The organism is Cupriavidus sp. U2 (assembly GCF_009663685.2).
Taxonomy (GTDB): Bacteria; Pseudomonadota; Gammaproteobacteria; order Burkholderiales; family Burkholderiaceae; genus Cupriavidus; species Cupriavidus necator_C.
This window is the reverse complement of record NZ_RCOG02000032.1, coordinates 387,635-405,532: the sequence shown is the minus strand read 5'-3', so window position 1 is coordinate 405,532 and position 17,898 is coordinate 387,635. Positions and strand designations below refer to the sequence as shown.

The following is a 17,898-nucleotide window of genomic DNA, read 5'->3' as shown; positions in this document are numbered from 1 at the left end:
TTCCAACCTATTTTTCCGGCGCTTCGCGTCCACCCGCTTGCAACCCAGAGCTACCTCCCAGACCGATCCTTCGCGCGCGATCCTTGTCGGCGTGGATTTCGGCAAGCATGACTTCCAGGAAAGCCTTTCCGAACTGGCGCTGCTGACCTCCACGGCCGGCTCGGTGCCCGTACATACCCTGACCGGCAAGCGATCGCGCCCCGATCCGGCGCTGTTCATCGGTTCGGGCAAGGCGGAGGAGCTCAAGGAGGCGGCGGACGCCCTGGATGCCGATGTGGTCGTCTTCAACCACGCACTGAGCCCGGCCCAGCAACGTAACCTGGAGCGATTCCTGGGGCGTCACGTGATCGACCGTACTGGCCTGATCCTGGATATCTTCGGCCAGCGTGCGCAAAGCCACGTGGGCAAGGTGCAGGTGGAACTGGCCCAGGTGCAATACCAGGCGTCGCGCCTGGTGCGGGCGTGGAGCCACCTTGAGCGCCAGAAGGGCGGTATCGGCATGCGCGGCGGCCCTGGCGAGCGACAGCTCGAACTGGATCGCCGGATGCTCGATGACCGCGCCAAGCGGCTCAAGACCGATCTGGCGCGCCTGCAGCGCCAGCACCATACGCAGCGCCGCGCCCGCGCCCGTAACGATACGCTCAGCATTTCGCTGGTCGGCTATACCAACGCAGGAAAGTCGACGCTGTTCAATGCGCTGACCAAGGCGCGGGCGTATGCGGCCGATCAGCTGTTCGCCACGCTCGACACCACGTCGCGCCGGCTGTTTCTGGATGGAATCGGCAATGTGGTGCTGTCCGATACGGTCGGCTTCATCCGCGACTTGCCGACGCAACTGGTCGCGGCGTTCCGCGCCACGCTGGACGAAACGGTCCATGCCGACCTGCTGCTGCACGTGGTGGACGCGTCGAGCCCCGTGCGCCATGAGCAGATCGAGCAGGTGAACCGCGTACTGGCGGAAATCAACGCCCTGGACATCGCGCAGATCGTGGTGATGAACAAGATCGATGCGGCGCCGGAACTGCTGGAGCAGGGCCCTCGCATCGAGCGCAACGAAGACGGCGTGCCGACGCGCGTGTTCATTTCGGCGCGCGACGGGCTCGGTCTCGATGCCTTGCGGGAAGCCGTGGTGGAAGTTGCCCAGTGGCTGGCTTCGCGGCCGGACGAGCCGGCGCCCTTCGATCCGCGGCTGGCGGGCATTGCGCCCCCGGCGGCTGACGATGACTGGGACGCCGAGGACCCCAGCGAGGGCGCCAAAAGCAGCCCGGACCGGGGTGCGGACCACCCAGACTGATAGCCGTTCGCTGCGAATGGCGTGCCGATTGGGGGAATTTGAGCAAAAGTGATCAAGATGGCTGCTAGAATCCCCCTGTTCCAAACTTTCCCGGACCCGTGCCCTACATGCCCCTGTTCCCTCGGAATCCTGACTCGCACTTCGTGCCAGGCAGCCGCGCCGCGCGGCTTGCTCGCTGGCCGCGCCTGCGCGCCATCTTCTCGTTGAACGACCCGCGCTGGGGTCGTAACGGACAGGACGATGAAGACAACAAGGACAAAGGTCGCCAGCAGAACCAGCGTCCGCAGGACGGCCCGCCCGATCTGGACGAGCTGTGGCGTGACTTCAACCGCCGCCTGAACGGGCTGCTGGGCCGCAAGGAGAATGGCGGTGGGGGGCAGGGCAATGGTTTTGGCTCGCGTCCGCCGGGCAAGGGCTCGAACGTCGGTGTCGGCGTGATCGTCGCGGCCGTGGTCGGCATCTGGCTGGCCAGCGGCTTCTTCATGGTGCAGGAAGGCCAGACCGCCGTGATCCTGCAGTTCGGCAAGTTCAAGTACACCACGGGCCCCGGTATCAACTGGCGCGCACCGTGGCCGATCCAGTCGGCCGAGGTGGTGAACCTGTCGGCGGTGCGCTCGGTGGAAGTCGGCCGCGCCACGTCGATCAAGGACAGCAACCTCAAGGACTCGTCGATGCTGACGCAGGACGAGAACATTATCGACGTCCGCTTCACGGTGCAGTACGCCATCCAGGACGCCAGCGAATTCCTGTTCTACAACAAGACCGATCGCGGTGGCGATGAAGAACTGGTGACGCAGGCCGCCGAGACGTCGGTGCGCGAGATCGTGGGCCGCAACAAGATGGACGCGGTGCTCTACGAGAATCGCGAGCAGATCGCCCAGGGCCTGGCGAAGTCGATCCAGTCGATTCTGACCGCTTACAAGACCGGTATCCGCGTGATCTCCGTCAACGTGCAGAGCGTGCAGCCGCCCGAGCAGGTGCAGGCCGCGTTCGATGACGTGAACAAGGCCAGTCAGGATCGCGAGCGCGCGATCAGCGAGGGCCAGGCTTACGCCAATGACATCCTGCCGCGTGCCCGGGGCACCGCGGCGCGCCTGAAGGAAGAGTCGGAAGCCTACCGTGCCCGTGTGGTGGCACAGGCCGAGGGTGACGCCGCGCGCTTCCGCTCGGTGCAGACCGAATATGCCAAGGCGCCGCAAGTGACGCGCGACCGTATCTATCTGGAGACCATGCAGCAGATTTACAGCAACGCGAACAAGATCCTCGTCGACGCCAAGGCGGGCAACAACCTGCTGTACCTGCCGCTGGACAAGCTGATGTCGCAGTTGCCGCAAGCTGCGGCGCCTGCATCGGCGCCAGGCGCGAGCACGCCGGCCACGACCGACACGCCCACGCCGGACATCCGTTCGCGTGAGTCGATGCGCAACCGCGACCGCGACGTTCGCTAAGGAGACCCGTCATGAACCGACTGATTTCCTTCGCCATCGGCCTGTTTATCCTGCTGGCTGTCGTGTCGTCGATGCTGTTCGTGGTCGATCAGCGTCAATATGCCGTGGTCTTTGCCTTCGGCGAGATCAAGCAGGTGGTGCGCGAGCCCGGCCTGCATTTCAAGCTGCCGCCGCCGCTGCAGAACGTGGTCTTCATGGACCGCCGCCTGCAGACGATCGACGTGGCGGCCAGCGAGCGTTTCCTGACCGCCGAGAAGAAGTCGATGGTGGTGGACTGGTTCGTCAAATGGCGAATTACCGATCCCCGGAAGTTCTTCGTGGCATTCGCGGGCAACGTCCGCGGCGCCCAGGACCGCATGACACAGCGTATCGACGCCGTGGCGCGCGAGGAGTTCGGCAAGCGCACCGTGGCCGACGTGGTGGCGGGCGAGCGTGACAAGGTCATGCAGAATATCCGCCTGGGCATGGCCGAGTATGCGCAGTCCGTGGGTGTCGAAATCCTCGATGTGCGCCTGAAGCGCGTGGACCTGCTGCCCGCGATCAGCGAGTCGGTCTATCGTCGCATGGAAGCCGAGCGCAAGCGCGTGGCCAATGAACTGCGTTCGACGGGCGCCGCCGAAGGTGAGAAAATCCGTGCCGATGCCGACCGTCAGCGCGAGGTGGTGCTGGCCGAGGCGTATCGTGACGCCCAGATTGTCAAGGGCGAGGGCGATGCCAAGGCGTCGCAGCTCTACGCCGATGCCTTCGGCAAGGACCCGAACTTCGCGCAGTTCTGGCGCAGCATGGAAGCCTACCGCAACACGTTCCGCGACAAGGGTAACGTGATGGTGCTGGAGCCGAATTCGGACTTCTTCCGCTACATGCGGTCGGCGGGCGGCAACGCGGCGCCGGCTTCCGGCAGCGGCGGCAAGAAGTAGCGCGCACGGCGCGCACCGGGCATCCTGCTGCAAGCGGGGGCCCTGAAACGCAACATTCGACAGAACCCCGGTCCGCCGGGGTTTTGTCCGGCTGGAGGGGCTTGCGCTCCGCCGGCCCGGATTTTGATAGAAGAGACCCCCATGTCCAACCGCTGGCTCCTGCCCGAAAACATTGCCGACGTCCTGCCGTCGGAGGCACGCAAGATCGAAGAACTGCGTCGCCGCATGCTGGACTTGTTCCGCACCTATGGCTACGAGCTGGTCATGCCCCCGATGCTTGAGTACCTGGAGTCGCTGCTGACGGGTACCGGCCATGACCTCGACCTGCGTACGCTGAAACTGGTGGACCAGTTGTCGGGCCGTACGATGGGGCTGCGTGCCGACATTACGCCGCAGGTGGCACGTATCGACGCGCACCTGCTGAACCGCCCGGGCGTGACGCGCCTGTGCTACGCCGGCAACGTGCTGCATGCGCGCCCGGCAGGTTTCCACGCCACGCGCGAGCCGATCCAGATCGGCGCCGAGATCTACGGCCATGCCGGCCTGGAAGCCGACGTCGAAATTCAGGAACTGATGCTGGCCGCGTTGCAGGCTGCCGGTCTGGCCGATATCCGGCTGGATCTGTGCCACGCGGGCATTCTCGAGGCATTGCTGTCGGCGCTGCCGTCGGTGCGCAACATCGAAGATGCACTGTTTGCGGCACTCGAAACCAAGGATGTGCCGGCCCTGCGCGAGCTGACCGAAGGGCTGCCCGAGACCGAGCGCAAGGCGCTGCTGGCGCTGCCGACGCTGTATGGCGGCGTGGAAGTGATCGAACGGGCGCGTACTACGCTGCCGGCCAGCCCCGCCATCGGGCGCGCGCTCGACGAACTGGCCGCATTGGCCGGTCACGTGCGGGGTGCCAGCGTGAACATCGACCTGTCGGATTTGCGCGGTTACCACTATCACAGTGGCGTGATGTTCACCGCCTATGTGTCGGGACTGCCGAACTACGTGGCGCGCGGCGGCCGCTACGACAAGGTGGGTGAGGCGTTCGGGCGTGCACGACCCGCGACCGGCTTCTCGCTCGATCTGCGCGAGGTGGCGGCCCTGTCGCCGGTGGAAGTCCGTGCGCTGGCCATTTTTGCCCCGTGGGACGCCGATCCCGCCCTGCGCGCCACCATTGCCACGCTGCGTGCGGCCGGCGAGATCGTGATCCAGTCGCTGCCGGGTCATACGCACGAGCTTGACGAGTTCAACTGCGACCGCCAGCTGCAGCGCCAGGGCGATGCGTGGGTCGTAGTGCCGCGTTGATTCGCTGATTTGGGTGCCGGCCGTTTCGTGCCGGCGCTTTTCCACCTGCTCTCAAATGACGTTTGCTGCCCGTGGTGGCCTATGATCGCCCGGAATGGATGGCAAACGTCTGTGACGCGGACTCGTGAAAACCCGGAACCGTCGAACAACGAGAGTAGAATACGTTTTTAACCTTCTGACCAATTCAACATGTCCGCATCCGCAGTAGGCCAGGGACGCAATGTCGTCGTGATCGGAACCCAGTGGGGTGACGAAGGCAAAGGGAAAATCGTCGATTGGCTTACCGATCATGCAAAAGGCGTGGTGCGGTTCCAGGGCGGCCACAACGCTGGCCACACGCTCATCATCGGCGGCAAGAAGACCATTCTGCGACTGATCCCGTCGGGGATCATGCGCGAAAGCACCGTCTGCTATATCGGCAACGGTGTGGTGCTGTCTCCCGAGGCGCTGTTCCGTGAAATCGAAGAGCTCGAAGGCGCTGGCCTGCAGGTGCAGAACCGCCTGCGCATCTCTGAAGCCACCACGCTGATCCTGCCGTACCACGTTGCCATCGACAAGGCGCGCGAGGCTCGCCGTGGCGCAGCCAAGATCGGCACGACCGGTCGCGGCATCGGCCCGGCCTACGAAGACAAGGTGGCGCGCCGCGCGCTGCGCGTGCAGGACCTGTTCGACCCGAAGCATTTCGCCGAGCGTCTGCGCGAGAACGTCGAATTCCACAACTTCATGCTGACCCAGTACCTGGGCGCCGAAGCGGTGGACTACCAGCAGATCCTGGACGAGATGCTGGCCTACGCCCCGCGTCTGAAGCCGATGGTGGCCGATGTGTCGGCCGAGTTGTACGCGGTGAACGCGGCCGGCGGCAACCTGATGTTCGAAGGTGCGCAAGGCACGCTGCTGGACGTCGACCACGGCACGTACCCCTTTGTGACGTCGAGCAACTGCGTGGCCGGTGCGGCCGCCGCCGGTGCCGGCGTGGGCCCGGGCCGTCTGAACTACATCCTGGGCATCACCAAGGCTTATTGCACGCGCGTGGGTGCAGGTCCGTTCCCGAGCGAACTGTATGACAACGACAACCCGACCCGTCAGGACGCCGTGGGTGTGCGCCTGGCCAACGTCGGCAAGGAATTCGGCTCGGTGACCGGCCGTCCGCGCCGCACGGGCTGGCTCGATGCCGCCGCGCTGAAGCGGTCGGTGCAGATCAATGGCGTGTCGGGGCTGTGCATGACCAAGCTCGACGTGCTCGACGGTCTGGAAACGATCAACCTGTGCGTGGGCTATGAGCTCGACGGCAAGCAGGTGGACATCCTGCCGCGCGGCTCGGACGCCGTGGCGAACTGCAAGCCGATCTACGAGGAATACCCTGGCTGGAACGAGTCGACCTTCGGCGTGAAGACCTGGGACGCGCTGCCGGAACAGGCGCGCGTGTACCTGAAGCGCGTCGAGGAAGTGGTGGGCATTCCGATCGACATGATCTCGACCGGTCCGGACCGCGACGAGACGATCCTGCTGCGCCATCCGTACCAGGTCGCCTGACGCGACGGCAGTATCCGTGAGCATGACCGTGGCGCCATGAGCGTCGCGGCCTCACAAAAGCCATTCGGCCCGCGACATGCGGGCCGATGCTTTATCCACTGGCCAATGATCCGGCCAATTGAAGAAAATACGCCATGAACCTGCCAACCAATGACGAGGAGAACCTGTGGGTCTCCTGGGATGAGTATCACCGCCTGGTCGCACGCCTGGCGCTGAATGTGCATGAGTCGGGCTGGAAGTTCGACAAGATCCTGTGCCTGGCCCGTGGCGGCCTGCGCGTGGGCGACCAGATGTCCCGCATTTTCGATGTGCCGCTGGCCATCCTGGCCACGAGTTCGTACCGCGAAGCCGCTGGCACGCAGCAAGGCGACCTGGACATCGCGCAATACATCACGATGACCCGTGGCGAGCTGTCGGGCAAGATCCTGCTCGTGGATGACCTGGTCGATTCCGGCGTCACGCTGGAACGCGTGGGCCGTCATCTGAAGGAGCGCTATCCCGCGGTCACCGACGTGCGCTCGGCCGTGCTCTGGTACAAGGCCTGCTCGAAGGTGGAGCCCGACTATCACGTGACGTTCCTGCCGTCGAATCCGTGGATCCATCAGCCGTTCGAGGAATACGACACGCTGCGCCCGCACAATCTGGCTGCCTGGCTCAAGCGCGGCAAGCGCGCCAGCCTGCTGGAAGACGATAGCGCCGCGTAAGCGTATCGTTTGTTCCCCACACCCGCACGCGGGTGTGGGGCGTCCATCACGGGTCGGCGATCAGTACCCGACCGTGAACCGTTCCCGCACATGCTTCGGCTGCTCGATTTCGTCGAGCATGGCGATGGCATAGTCTTCCATCGAGATCCAGCTCTTGCCGTCGGCGGCGGTAAGCAGATCGTCGTTCCCCAGACGGAATTTCCCGGTTCGCTCACCCGGCGTGAACAGCGCCGAGGGCGAGAGGAAGGTCCACGCCAGTGCCGTTTCGCCACGCAGGGCATTGAGGAAGTCGCGGCCCGCCAAAGCCTCGGCCTTGTAGGCGTCGGGGAAATTTGGCGTATCGACGAGTTGCACGCCGGGCGCCACGAAAAGGCTGCCTGCGCCGCCTACCACCAGCAGCCGCTCGACGCCAGCGGCCTTGACCGCGGCCACGATCTGCGCAGCGCTGGTCTGCAGGAAGCGCACCGTGCTGATCACGACATCGCTGCCGCGCAGCGCATGGGCCAGGTCCGATGTCTCGGCCACGTCCACGTCACGTGCCGTCACGCCTTCCCGGGCGGGGAGTTTCGACGCCTGGCGGGCCACGGCGGTCACGGTGTGGCCACGGCGCAGGGCTTCATCGGTCAAGCGGCTGCCCACGTTACCCGTGGCGCCAATGATGGCGATCTTCATGATGGATTCCTTCAGGCTAAGGTTTATGTGAAACCACTTTGGTTACATATCGAGGTAAAAAAATCAGCGCCTGCGGCGCCGGGCAGCATGCTCGACCTCGTTGAGCATGCTGGCAATCGTGATTTCCGCGAGCGATGCATCCATGGCGGCCTGCGCGCGATCGGCCACGGTCTGCAGGGCGCCGGTGATCTCGCGGCCCACCATGCAGGCCGGATTTGGCGCGCTCTGGTGCAGCGTGATCAGCGCCGTCGTCTCGGTGGCGCGGAAGACGTCGAGCAGGGTGATGTCCGACGCGGGCCGCGCCAGCATTGCACCGCCGGTGCTGCCCATCGTCGTGGTCACGAACCCGGCTTCGGTCAGCGTGCCAATCATCCGGCGGATCAGCGCGGGGTTGGTACCCACGCTGCCGGCGATCATCGACGACGGCACCGGCCCCTCGGCTTGCGCCAGCAGGGTGAGAATGTGGACGGCGACGGCAAACCGGCTGCTGGTGCTCATGCGGAAATCTCGATGTGAAACCATCATAGTTACAGATCGGCCAACCGTCAACAACGCAGTTGATTGGCGGGGCTGCTGTATTTTTCGCGATGGAAGTTGCGAAGATGGCGAGATAATGCCGGAATCGGCACTGAAACTGATACACTCATCCACGGCTCAAAGTCAGAAAAGAGCCATGGACGCGGCAACACGGCCAACAAGGCTAACGAGGCAAGAGGGAGGGAATTTGAAGGATTCAGCAGCAGAAAACAAAAAACCCGCAACTCACGTTGCGGGTTCCTTGCTGAATCTTGGTGCCCAGGAGAGGACTCGAACCTCCACAGTGTTGCCACCGCTAGGACCTGAACCTAGTGCGTCTACCAATTCCGCCACCTGGGCAGGTGTCGAAACAACCGAAGCGGCCATTATAGCGACCGTCAAACGTTTGTCAAATAGTTTCGAGAAAAATTGAATCAGAACAACTATCCGATCCCCAGCCGGGAAGAAATCCTCGGCGTACTGAGAACTTCGGGGTCGCCCCTGTCGGCCGGCGATATCGCCAAGGCCCTGGCCGTCACGCGCAAGGAGCATGACGGCTTTCAGAAACGGCTTGCCGCGATGGAACGCGACGGCCAGATCGAACTGAACCGCAAGGGCCGCTACGAGCTGGCCCATCAGCCGAATTTCGTCGTCGGCCGCGTACAGGGCCATCGCGATGGCTTTGGCTTCCTGATTCGCGACGATGGCGAGGACGATATCTTCCTGCCCGAGCGCGAACTGCAGAAGGCGATGCACAACGACCGTGCCCAGGTGCGCGTGGTGGGCTACGACCGCCGCGGACGTCCGGAAGGGCAGATCGTCGAGATCGTCGAGCGCGCCAACCGTTTCGTGATCGGCCGTCTGCTGTCCGAAAACGGCGTGCTGGTGGTGGCGCCCGAAGACAAGCGCATCGGCCAGGACATCCTGATCCCGCCCAAGTCGCAAGGCAAGGCGCGCGTGGGCCAGGTGGTCAGCGTCGAGCTGATGGAGTGGCCGGACCGCTACGTGCAGCCCGTGGGCCGCGTGGTGGAAGTGCTGGGCGACATCGACGATCCTGGCATGGAAATCGAGATCGCCGTGCGCAAGTACGGCGTGCCGCACGAGTTCTCAGCGGCTGCCGCCAAGGAAGCGCAGGCGCTGCCTGACGAAGTGCGCCAGGCCGACCTCGACCATCGCATCGACCTGCGCGACGTGCCGCTGGTGACGATCGACGGCGAAGATGCGCGCGACTTTGACGATGCCGTCTACTGCGAGCCGGTCAAGATCGGCCGCGCCAAGGGCTGGCGCCTGATCGTGGCCATTGCCGACGTGTCGCACTACGTGCGCCCCGGCACGCCGCTGGACGCCGATGCGCTCGACCGCGCCACGTCGGTGTACTTCCCGCGCCGGGTGATCCCGATGCTGCCGGAAAAGCTGTCCAACGGCCTGTGCTCGCTGAATCCGAACGTCGACCGCCTGTGCATGGTCTGCGATGCCGTGATCACGGCCAAGGGCGAGCTGAAGGGCTACCAGTTCTATCCGGCCGTGATGCACTCGGCGGCGCGGCTGACCTATAACGAGGTCTGGGCCGTCCTGTCGAACACCAAGGGCCCCGAGGCGCACAAGCGTGCCGGGCTGGTGCCGCACCTGCAGAACCTCTACGAACTGTTCCAGGTCCTGCTCAAGGCGCGCCGCGAGCGCGGGGCGATCGACTTCGACACGACCGAGACGTATATCGTCTGCAACGCGCAGGGCAAGATCGAACAGATCCTGCCGCGCACCCGCAACGATGCGCACCGGCTGATCGAGGAATGCATGCTGACGGCCAACGTCTGCGCGGCCGACTTCCTCGAACGCTTCAAGCACCCGGCGCTGTACCGGATCCACGCGGGCCCGAGCGAGGAGAAGCTCAAGAACCTGCGTGAATTCCTGAGGACGGCGGGTCTGTCCCTGGGCGGCGGCGACAAGCCGCAGGCTTCGGATTACGCCGAGGTGATGGACAAGATCAAGTCGCGTCCCGATGCGCCGATGCTGCAGACGATGTTGCTGCGCTCGATGCAGCAGGCCGTCTACAGCCCCGACAACATCGGCCACTTCGGTCTGGCCTACGAGGCCTACGCGCACTTCACGAGCCCGATCCGGCGCTATCCCGATCTGCTCGTGCATCGCTCGATCAAGGCCATCCTGGCGCATACCAAGTACCGGCCGGCCTTTATCCCGGGCACCGAGCTGAACACGCAGATCTCGCCCAAGGCGCGCCGCATGCAGGCCGCCGACGCCGAGAAGCGTGCCGAGAACGCCGCAGCCCGCGCCAAGCGCGACGAGGGCATCTGGGATGAACTGGGCCTGCACTGCTCGGCCAACGAACGCCGCGCCGACGAGGCCTCGCGCGACGTGGAAGCCTGGCTGAAGTGCTATTTCATGCGCGACAAGCTCGGCAGCGATTTCGCTGGGACGATCAGCGCGGTCACGTCGTTCGGCATCTTCGTGCAGCTCGACGAGCTCTACGTGGAAGGGCTGGTGCACGTCACCGAGCTGGGCAGCGACTACTTCCAGTACGACGAGGCCCGCAACGAACTGCGCGGCGAACGGACTGGCATCCGCTACCGGCTGACCGATCGCGTGCGCGTGCAGGTCTCGCGCGTGGACCTCGATGCGCGCAAGATCGATTTCCGCCTGGTGCAGGAACCGTCGGCCAAGACGCTGCGCGGACGTGCCGGCGTCCCCGAGCAGCCGCGCGTGCCTGCCGCCCATGCGGTGCCGGCGCGCAAGAAGGGCCGGCAACTGGCGGCCTTGCTCGGCGGGACCTCGAAGCCCGAGGAATCGTTCGACGAAACGCTGGACCGCGTGATCGAAGAGCAGCCTGTGTTCGAAGCCGTGATCACGCCGGTCAAGCCGCGTGAGGCGAATGTCGGACATGCGCCGCATTCGGGCCGCAAGGCGCCGGCGGGCAAGCCGGCCAAGCGGGCCGCCAAGCCCAAGCCGCCGCACCTGCAAACGGCCAAGAAGTCCGCGGCCAAGCGGGCGCCGAAGCCAGCCGGCAAAACGAGCCGCGCCGCGCGCAAGCGGTAAGCAAATCGGCGTTGTGGTGAGGCCATGGCGGGTACAATGCGCGCCATGGCCAAACACAAACTCCTGATCGGCTTTCACGCCGTCAACGCACGCCTGCGCCAGAATGCGCAGAGCGTTTCCGACATCTACATCGAAGCGAACCGCAAGGACCGCCGCATGCTGGACTTCGTCCGGCTGGCGGAAGGCCTTGGCGTGACGCTGCATCCGGTGGATGCCGACCGCCTGCGCGGCATGGCCGGCACCGACCGCCACCAGGGCGTGGTGGCGCGCGCCGAGGATGTCTCGCTCGCCCTCAATCTCGACGAACTGCTGGACGGCATCGAAGGTACGCCGCTGCTGCTGGTGCTGGACGGCGTGACCGATCCGCACAACCTCGGCGCATGCCTGCGCGTGGCCGATGGTGCCGGTGCCCATGCGGTCATCGCGCCGAAGGACCGCAGCGTCGGTCTCAATACCACCGTGGCGAAGGTGGCCAGTGGCGCCGCCGAAACCATTCCCTATATCACCGTGACCAACCTGGCGCGCACGCTGCGCGAACTGCAGGAGCGTGGCATCTGGGTGATCGGCACGGCAGACGGCACGGACAAGTCGCTCTACGACATGGACCTGAAGGGCCCGACCGCCATCGTGATGGGGGCCGAAGGCGAGGGCATGCGCCGCCTGACGCGCGAAACCTGCGACGAACTGGTGGCCATTCCGATGGCCGGCGGCGTGGAAAGCCTCAATGTTTCGGTAGCCAGCGGCGTGTGCCTGTACGAGGCCGTGCGCCAGCGCCGGGGCTGACATGATCGTCGATGCCGCCGCGCTCGAGCAGGCACGCCAGTGGATCGACGCCGCGCAAAACATCTTCGTGCTGACCGGCGCGGGCATCTCGGCGGAATCCGGCGTGCCGACCTTCCGCGATGCCCTGACCGGGCTCTGGGCGCGCTTCGATCCCGAGGAGCTGGCGACGGAGGAAGCCTTTCGGCGCCAGCCGGCGCTGGTGTGGCAGTGGTACGAGCACCGGCGCGAACTGGTGTCGGCCGCCCGGCCGAATCCCGCCCACTACGCGCTGGCGGCGCTGGCCGGACAGAAATCGTTGACGCTGGTCACGCAGAATATCGACGGCCTGCATCAGCAGGCTGGCAGCGAACACGTGGTGGAATTGCACGGCAACCTGTTCGCCAACAAATGGCTGGACGGCTGCGGCCGCTGCGACACGGTGCCGCCGGTGGCGGGCGAGCCGCCGCATTGCGCGCTGTGCGGGGCGATGATGCGCCCCGGCGTGGTGTGGTTTGGCGAGGATCTGCCGCGCGTGGCGCGCTTTCGCGCCGATCACGCGGCGCAGAACTGCGACCTCTGCCTGGTCGTCGGCACCTCGGGAATGGTTTATCCGGCGGCCGCGCTGCCGGGCCTGGCGAAGGAACACGGGGCCCGGGTGCTGATGGTCAATCCGCAACCGTCGGCCCTGGATGCCACGGCAGACCTGGTGCTGTCCGCGCCGGCAGGGCAGTGTCTGCCAATGCTCTGGCCGCAAGGCGCGGCCTGACCGCCTGACCGCCTTATTCCGGTGATCCCGGTGATCCCGGTGCTCGCCTTGCCCGCCAATGCAGGCTTGGCAGGCGGGGCAGGCGAGTCTGGAAGGCGGGCGCGCTCAGCCCGCCAGTTCCGCCACGAGCTTTTCGAGCTTCACCGCGTCCGCCGCGAACAGGCGGATGCCTTCCGACAACTTCTCGGTGGCCATCGCGTCCTCGTTCAGCTGCCAGCGGAACGCTGGCTCGTCGGCGGCGATGCGTGCGATGTTGCCGGCCTGGGCCTGCTCGACCGACAGCTTGCGCTCCACCGGGGCCTGGCTGCCCGCCAGCTGTTCGAGCAGTTCCGGGCTGATGGTCAGCAGGTCGGAGCCCGCCAATGCCAGGATCTGGCCCGTGCCGCGGAAGCTGGCACCCATCACCTCGGTGTCATAGCCGAACTTCTTGTAGTAATCGTAGATCTGGCGCACCGAGCGCACGCCGGGGTCGTTGTCGCCCGCGTTGGCGTCGGCGTCCCACTTGTCGCCCGCCTGCTTCTTGTACCAGTCAAGAATGCGCCCGACGAACGGCGAGATCAGTTGCGCGCCGGCTTCGGCGCAGGCCACGGCCTGTACCAGCGAGAACAGCAGCGTCATGTTGCAGCGGATGCCCTCGCGCTGCAGGACGGCGGCGGCCTGGATGCCTTCCCAGGTCGAGGCGATCTTGATCAGCACGCGCTCGCGGGCCACGCCGCGCTGCTCGTACAGGCCGATCAGGTGCCGCGCCTTGTCGACGGTGGCCTGCGTGTCGAACGACAGGCGCGCGTCGACTTCGGTCGATACCCGGCCCGGCACGATGGCCAGGATCTCGCAGCCGAAGGCGATCAGCAACTGGTCCATGACAGCCTCGACGCCCGCGCTGCCGTGATGGTCGCGCGTGGCCTGCTCCAGCAGCGGCCGGTACTCTGGCTTCTGCACGGCCTTGAGGATCAGCGACGGATTGGTGGTCGCGTCCTGCGGCGTGTACTGCTTCATCAGCTGGAAGTCGCCGGTATCGGCCACTACCGTGGTGAACTGCTTCAGTTGTTCGAGCGCGTTCATGATCTGGTTCCGTCTGAAAGAAGTCTGGGGCGGAGGTCGCCGGGAATGGGCCATTGTAACGGCGCGGAGTGATGCGGCAAGGTGATGTGGCCCGCAGAGGCAACCCGGGGGCGGTCCCAGGGCGGCAATCGCCGGGCGGGGGCTGCGATCCGCTACACTACGCCCTTCCCAACGCAATTCTGGCTGTTGTCATGACTCAGGATGAACTCAAGGCGCAGGTCGCGCAAGCCGCCGCCGACTATGTGAAGCAGGAAGTGCCCCAAGGTGCCGTTCTCGGCGTGGGCACGGGCTCCACCGCCAATCTCTTCATCGACGCCGTCGCGGCGTTCAAGGAACGCTTCAGCGGCGCCGTTTCCAGCTCGGAAGCGTCCACGCGCCGTCTGCAGCAGCATGGCTTCACCGTGCTGGACCTCAACGAGGTTGACACCATCCCCGTCTATGTTGACGGCGCCGACGAGATCGACGCCTCGGGCGCGATGATCAAGGGCGGTGGCGGCGCGCTGACGCGCGAGAAGATCGTGGCGTCGGTGGCCGAGCGCTTCGTCTGCATCGCCGATGGCAGCAAGCTGGTGCCGGTCATGGGCACCTTCCCGCTGCCGGTCGAGGTGATCCCGATGGCACGCGCCGCGGTCGCCCGCCAGCTGGCCGCGCTCGGGGGCCATCCGCGCCTGCGCATGACCAAGGAAGGTGGCATCTACAAGACCGACAACGGCAATGTGATCCTCGATGTGGCCGGCCTGAAGATCGACGACCCCAAAGCCCTGGAGCAGCGCATCAACCATCTGCCCGGCGTGGTGACGGTGGGCCTGTTCGCGCTGCGCGGCGCCAACGTGCTGCTGCTGGGCACCGAGCAGGGCGTGCAGCGCACCGACTACTGAGCCGGGTCGCGCCGGCGGTCAGCCCGCGAGCCCATGCTCGACGGCGTAGACCGCCACCTGCACGCGGCTGGCGAGGTTGAGCTTCTTCAGGATGTTCTGCACGTGAATCTTCACGGTGCTTTCCGCCACGCCAAGCTCGCGCGCGATTTCCTTGTTGCTTTCGCCGCGTACCAGTCCCTGCACGATGTCTCGCTCGCGCACGGTGAGCGGGGCGCTCCGCTGGCTACCCTCATGGCCGCGTGCCGCGCCGGACGCGATGTTCGGCGCGCGAAACTGCTGCACCAGCTTCGCCGTCATGCCTTCCGAGATCACCGGTTCGCCGGCCGCCGCCCGCCGGATGGCGCTGGTCAGGGCTTCGGTCTCGATGTTCTTGAGCAGATAGCCGCGCGCGCCGCTGCGCAGGGCGGTTGCCAGCTCGTCCGCCTCTTCCGACACGGTCAGTACGACCACGGCGCTGTCGGGCAGGTCTTCCACCAGCAGATGCAGGGCTTCGAGCCCGGACAGCCCGGGCATGTTCAGATCCAGCAGAATCACGTCGGGCCGATGCTGCTTGGCGCGCTTGATGCCCTCCACACCGTCGGCGGCTTCGTCGACGATCTCGAAATCCGCTTGCCGCTGCAGCAGGGCGCGAATGCCCGAGCGGAACAGCGTATGGTCGTCGATCAACAGGATGCGGATGGTCATGATGATGGGCCTCAGGCAGGTATGCTGGCCGGTGTGGTGGCCGGTGCAGCGTCCGGCAGGTCGGCGGTTGGGGCGGGGCGTCCGTCGGACGCAACGTCGCGCGGCAGGGTCAGTTCGATCCGTACGCCAAGCCCTGGGCGCGCGTCGATAGCCAGCTGCGCGCCAAGCCTGGCCGCGCGCTCGCGCATGATGTGCAGGCCGATGTGGCTGGTGTCTTGTTCGTCCAGCCGGCCGGCGTCGAATCCGTCGCCATCGTCCTGCACCACCAGCCGGAACAGCCGGTCGTGCCGGATCGAGATCGTCACGTGTTCGGCCATGGCGTGCTTGCGCACGTTCGACAATGCTTCCTGCAGGATGAACAGCACCTGCAGCTGGTCTTCGGGCTGCAGCGGCAGGCCCTTGTCGTCGATGGTCAGCGTGGCTTCGGTGCGGCATTGGCGCCGGAAGCGCGCCACAGTCTCTTCCACGGCGGGCCGCAGGCCACCGGTGGTCAGGCGCGACCGGAAGTTGTGCAGCAGCTCGCGCACGTCCTGGTAGCTCTCTTCCACACCATGGCGCAGCAGCGGGATGATTTCCTGCACCTCGCCATCGGCGCGCCGGTCCACGGCATCTTCCAGCAACTGCACCTGCAGATTCAGAAAATTCAGCCCCTGCGCGATGCTGTCGTGCAGCCCCTGGGCCACGAGGTGGCGTTCCTCCACGACGGCCAGCTGGCGCGCGCTGGCCGACAGGCGGATGTGTTCCAGCGCAGTGGCCAGATGCTGGGCCATCGTTTCCAGCAATTGCCGGTCCGATGGCGGCAGTTCGCGCGCCACCCGGAAGTGCAGCGTCAGCGTGCCGACCGGCCCGCGCAGAGTGTCCAGCCGGAACGCGGCCATCGACAGGAAGCCTTCACGGCGGCAAGGCGAGGGCAGCGCCGGGGGCATAGGGACCTGCGCCGGGGACATGGACCGGCGCAGGTCTGCCACCGTAACAATGCCGGCTTGCGTGGCATGCCCGCAGTGGCACGCATCGATGTCCGCGCAGTGATCGTTGTCGGCCAACGTCATCGACAAGCCTGCCGATGCCAGCCGATGGAGCTTGCCCTGGCGGGCGTCGTACACGCGCACGGACCCGCCATCGGCGCCGAACTGCGGCATCACGCGCGCCAGGAAACCCTGCGCCAGCGTTTGGGAATCGCCGGCCTGGTTCAGGAAGGCGGCCATGTCGTAGAGCGCCTCGAGGTCGCGATTCTGGCGGGCCAGTTCCGCCGTCTTGCTGGTCACCCGCGCGGCCAGGTCCTGGTAGAGATCCTGCAATTCGGCAGCCATCCGGTTGAAGCCCGAGGTCAGCGTGCCGAATTCGTCGCGGGTTTCCACCGGCAGGCGCAGCGAAAATTCGCGGGCGGCCATGCGGCGCAGGCCGTCCTGCAGACGCAGCACGGGCAGGATGATCCAGAGGTAGAGCAGATAGATGACGGCCACGGTGCCCACGCAGGCCATGACGGCCAGGCCGACTTGCGACAGGCGCAGCATGTCGGTCTTGCGTGCGCTGTTGTTCTCGATCTGACGGACCAGCCGGTCAGCCCGATTGACAAATCCCGGCAGCGCCCGGACGTACTGGCTGGCGTTGCCGGCCAGCGCCAGCGGCTTGAGCTGCTGCGACCAGTCGGCCAGCACGGCGTCAAGCTGTGCGTGGATGGCCGGTTCGTCGGGCAGGAACAGCGGGCGGGCCGGATTGCCCTTGCGCAACTGGGCCAGCGTGTTGTCGAGCGTGGTGATCTGCTCGGCAAGGCTGTTGGGTTTGCCCGATGCCGACAACGACAGCTCGATGGCGACACGATTGGCGCGCATGCGCAGGCTGCCGGCGTCATTGATGGCGGCGCCCGCGCCTTCGAGCTTCCAGGACAGGTAGAGCGTGCCGGCGATCATCGTCAGCACGGCCAGCAGCGACACCAGCGATAGCAGGATGATGCGCGTGGACAAGCGGTAGCGCGGCGGCGTAAGCCGGACGGTGTCCGGGACGTGGCCGGTCTCCGGCAGCGGATGCGGCGTGGCGGCAGCCGAAGCAGAGGCTGCCGTAGGGTCTAGGGGCGTTGGAGTCGTGGGGCCTGGCATGGGATCGGGTTGGCACAAGGGGCGGGCGGGGGGCGTGCGCAACTTGGATCCGATTTTCGGCGTGATGGGGCAGGTGATTTCTGCGCTAGATCAAGACATGTGTAATCCGTGGGCCGATTGTGGCGTGGACGTCAATGTGGTTGATCGACCGCCGGCTGGCGCCAGCCGGCGGCCTGCTGTTAGCGGCCGCCACCGCCTGGCTGGGCGCTCAGTTGCTGGTGG

General features: G+C 65.8%; 15 protein-coding genes and 1 tRNA gene. 10 read left to right on the top strand and 6 right to left on the bottom strand.

Annotated features, from left to right (window positions below):
- Positions 1-37 precede the first annotated feature (37 nt).
- The 6 genes from hflX (at position 38) to D9X30_RS26050 (ending at position 7,189) form a co-directional block, all read left to right on the top strand.
- Positions 38-1,294 carry a GTPase HflX gene (hflX, locus tag D9X30_RS26075; RefSeq protein WP_153945273.1) on the top strand — a complete coding sequence of 419 codons (1,257 nt, stop codon included), beginning with the start codon at positions 38-40 and terminating at the stop codon, positions 1,292-1,294.
- A gap of 107 nt (positions 1,295-1,401) precedes the next feature.
- Positions 1,402-2,742 carry an FtsH protease activity modulator HflK gene (hflK, locus tag D9X30_RS26070; protein WP_153945272.1) on the top strand — a complete coding sequence of 447 codons (1,341 nt, stop codon included), beginning with the start codon at positions 1,402-1,404 and terminating at the stop codon, positions 2,740-2,742.
- A gap of 11 nt (positions 2,743-2,753) precedes the next feature.
- Positions 2,754-3,659 carry a protease modulator HflC gene (hflC, locus tag D9X30_RS26065; RefSeq protein WP_153945271.1) on the top strand — a complete coding sequence of 302 codons (906 nt, stop codon included), beginning with the start codon at positions 2,754-2,756 and terminating at the stop codon, positions 3,657-3,659.
- Positions 3,660-3,800: 141 nt separating this feature from the next.
- Entirely contained in the window at positions 3,801-4,952 is a 1,152-nt protein-coding gene (locus D9X30_RS26060) for an ATP phosphoribosyltransferase regulatory subunit (RefSeq protein WP_153945270.1), read from the top strand.
- Between the two features lie 189 nt (positions 4,953-5,141).
- Positions 5,142-6,485 (top strand): adenylosuccinate synthase, encoded by a 1,344-nt coding sequence (locus tag D9X30_RS26055; protein ID WP_153945269.1) that lies wholly within the window; start codon positions 5,142-5,144, stop codon positions 6,483-6,485.
- Between the two features lie 134 nt (positions 6,486-6,619).
- Positions 6,620-7,189, top strand: coding sequence for a phosphoribosyltransferase (locus D9X30_RS26050; protein WP_153945268.1), 570 nt, complete (start codon positions 6,620-6,622; stop codon positions 7,187-7,189).
- A 60-nt stretch (positions 7,190-7,249) separates the two neighbouring features.
- On the opposite strand, the gene D9X30_RS26045 is transcribed toward D9X30_RS26050, so the two are convergent.
- From D9X30_RS26045 to D9X30_RS26035, 3 genes are all read right to left on the bottom strand, one after another.
- Positions 7,250-7,861 carry an NAD(P)-dependent oxidoreductase gene (locus tag D9X30_RS26045; RefSeq protein WP_153945267.1) on the bottom strand — a complete coding sequence of 204 codons (612 nt, stop codon included), beginning with the start codon at positions 7,859-7,861 and terminating at the stop codon, positions 7,250-7,252.
- A 63-nt stretch (positions 7,862-7,924) separates the two neighbouring features.
- On the bottom strand, positions 7,925-8,359 hold the full coding sequence (locus tag D9X30_RS26040) for an Rrf2 family transcriptional regulator (RefSeq protein WP_153945266.1): 435 nt from the start codon (positions 8,357-8,359) through the stop codon (positions 7,925-7,927).
- Between the two features lie 291 nt (positions 8,360-8,650).
- Positions 8,651-8,737 (bottom strand) — tRNA-Leu (locus tag D9X30_RS26035).
- Between the two features lie 69 nt (positions 8,738-8,806).
- Here D9X30_RS26035 and rnr point away from each other — a divergent pair.
- Genes rnr through D9X30_RS26020 form a run of 3 tightly spaced genes read left to right on the top strand, consistent with a single transcriptional unit; the run spans position 8,807 to position 12,956 of the window.
- Complete coding sequence (gene rnr, locus D9X30_RS26030) at positions 8,807-11,428, top strand: ribonuclease R (RefSeq protein ID WP_153945265.1); 2,622 nt, start codon at positions 8,807-8,809, stop codon at positions 11,426-11,428.
- A 45-nt stretch (positions 11,429-11,473) separates the two neighbouring features.
- Positions 11,474-12,211 carry a 23S rRNA (guanosine(2251)-2'-O)-methyltransferase RlmB gene (gene rlmB, locus D9X30_RS26025; protein WP_092594522.1) on the top strand — a complete coding sequence of 246 codons (738 nt, stop codon included), beginning with the start codon at positions 11,474-11,476 and terminating at the stop codon, positions 12,209-12,211.
- A gap of 1 nt (position 12,212) precedes the next feature.
- Positions 12,213-12,956, top strand: coding sequence for an SIR2 family NAD-dependent protein deacylase (locus D9X30_RS26020; protein WP_153945264.1), 744 nt, complete (start codon positions 12,213-12,215; stop codon positions 12,954-12,956).
- A gap of 105 nt (positions 12,957-13,061) precedes the next feature.
- Here D9X30_RS26020 and tal read toward each other — a convergent pair whose 3' ends face one another.
- Positions 13,062-14,018 (bottom strand): transaldolase, encoded by a 957-nt coding sequence (gene tal, locus D9X30_RS26015; protein ID WP_153945263.1) that lies wholly within the window; start codon positions 14,016-14,018, stop codon positions 13,062-13,064.
- A gap of 191 nt (positions 14,019-14,209) precedes the next feature.
- Here tal and rpiA point away from each other — a divergent pair, with 191 nt between their 5' ends.
- Positions 14,210-14,896 carry a ribose-5-phosphate isomerase RpiA gene (rpiA, locus tag D9X30_RS26010; protein WP_153945262.1) on the top strand — a complete coding sequence of 229 codons (687 nt, stop codon included), beginning with the start codon at positions 14,210-14,212 and terminating at the stop codon, positions 14,894-14,896.
- An 18-nt stretch (positions 14,897-14,914) separates the two neighbouring features.
- Here the strand turns inward: rpiA and D9X30_RS26005 are convergent, their stop codons facing one another.
- Entirely contained in the window at positions 14,915-15,580 is a 666-nt protein-coding gene (locus D9X30_RS26005; RefSeq protein ID WP_153945261.1) for a response regulator, read from the bottom strand.
- Positions 15,581-15,591: 11 nt separating this feature from the next.
- The gene (locus D9X30_RS26000) at positions 15,592-17,676 is read right to left on the bottom strand and encodes a type IV pili methyl-accepting chemotaxis transducer N-terminal domain-containing protein (RefSeq protein WP_153945260.1); all 2,085 of its coding nucleotides are present in this window, start codon (positions 17,674-17,676) and stop codon (positions 15,592-15,594) included.
- Between the last annotated feature and the right edge of the window lie 222 nt (positions 17,677-17,898).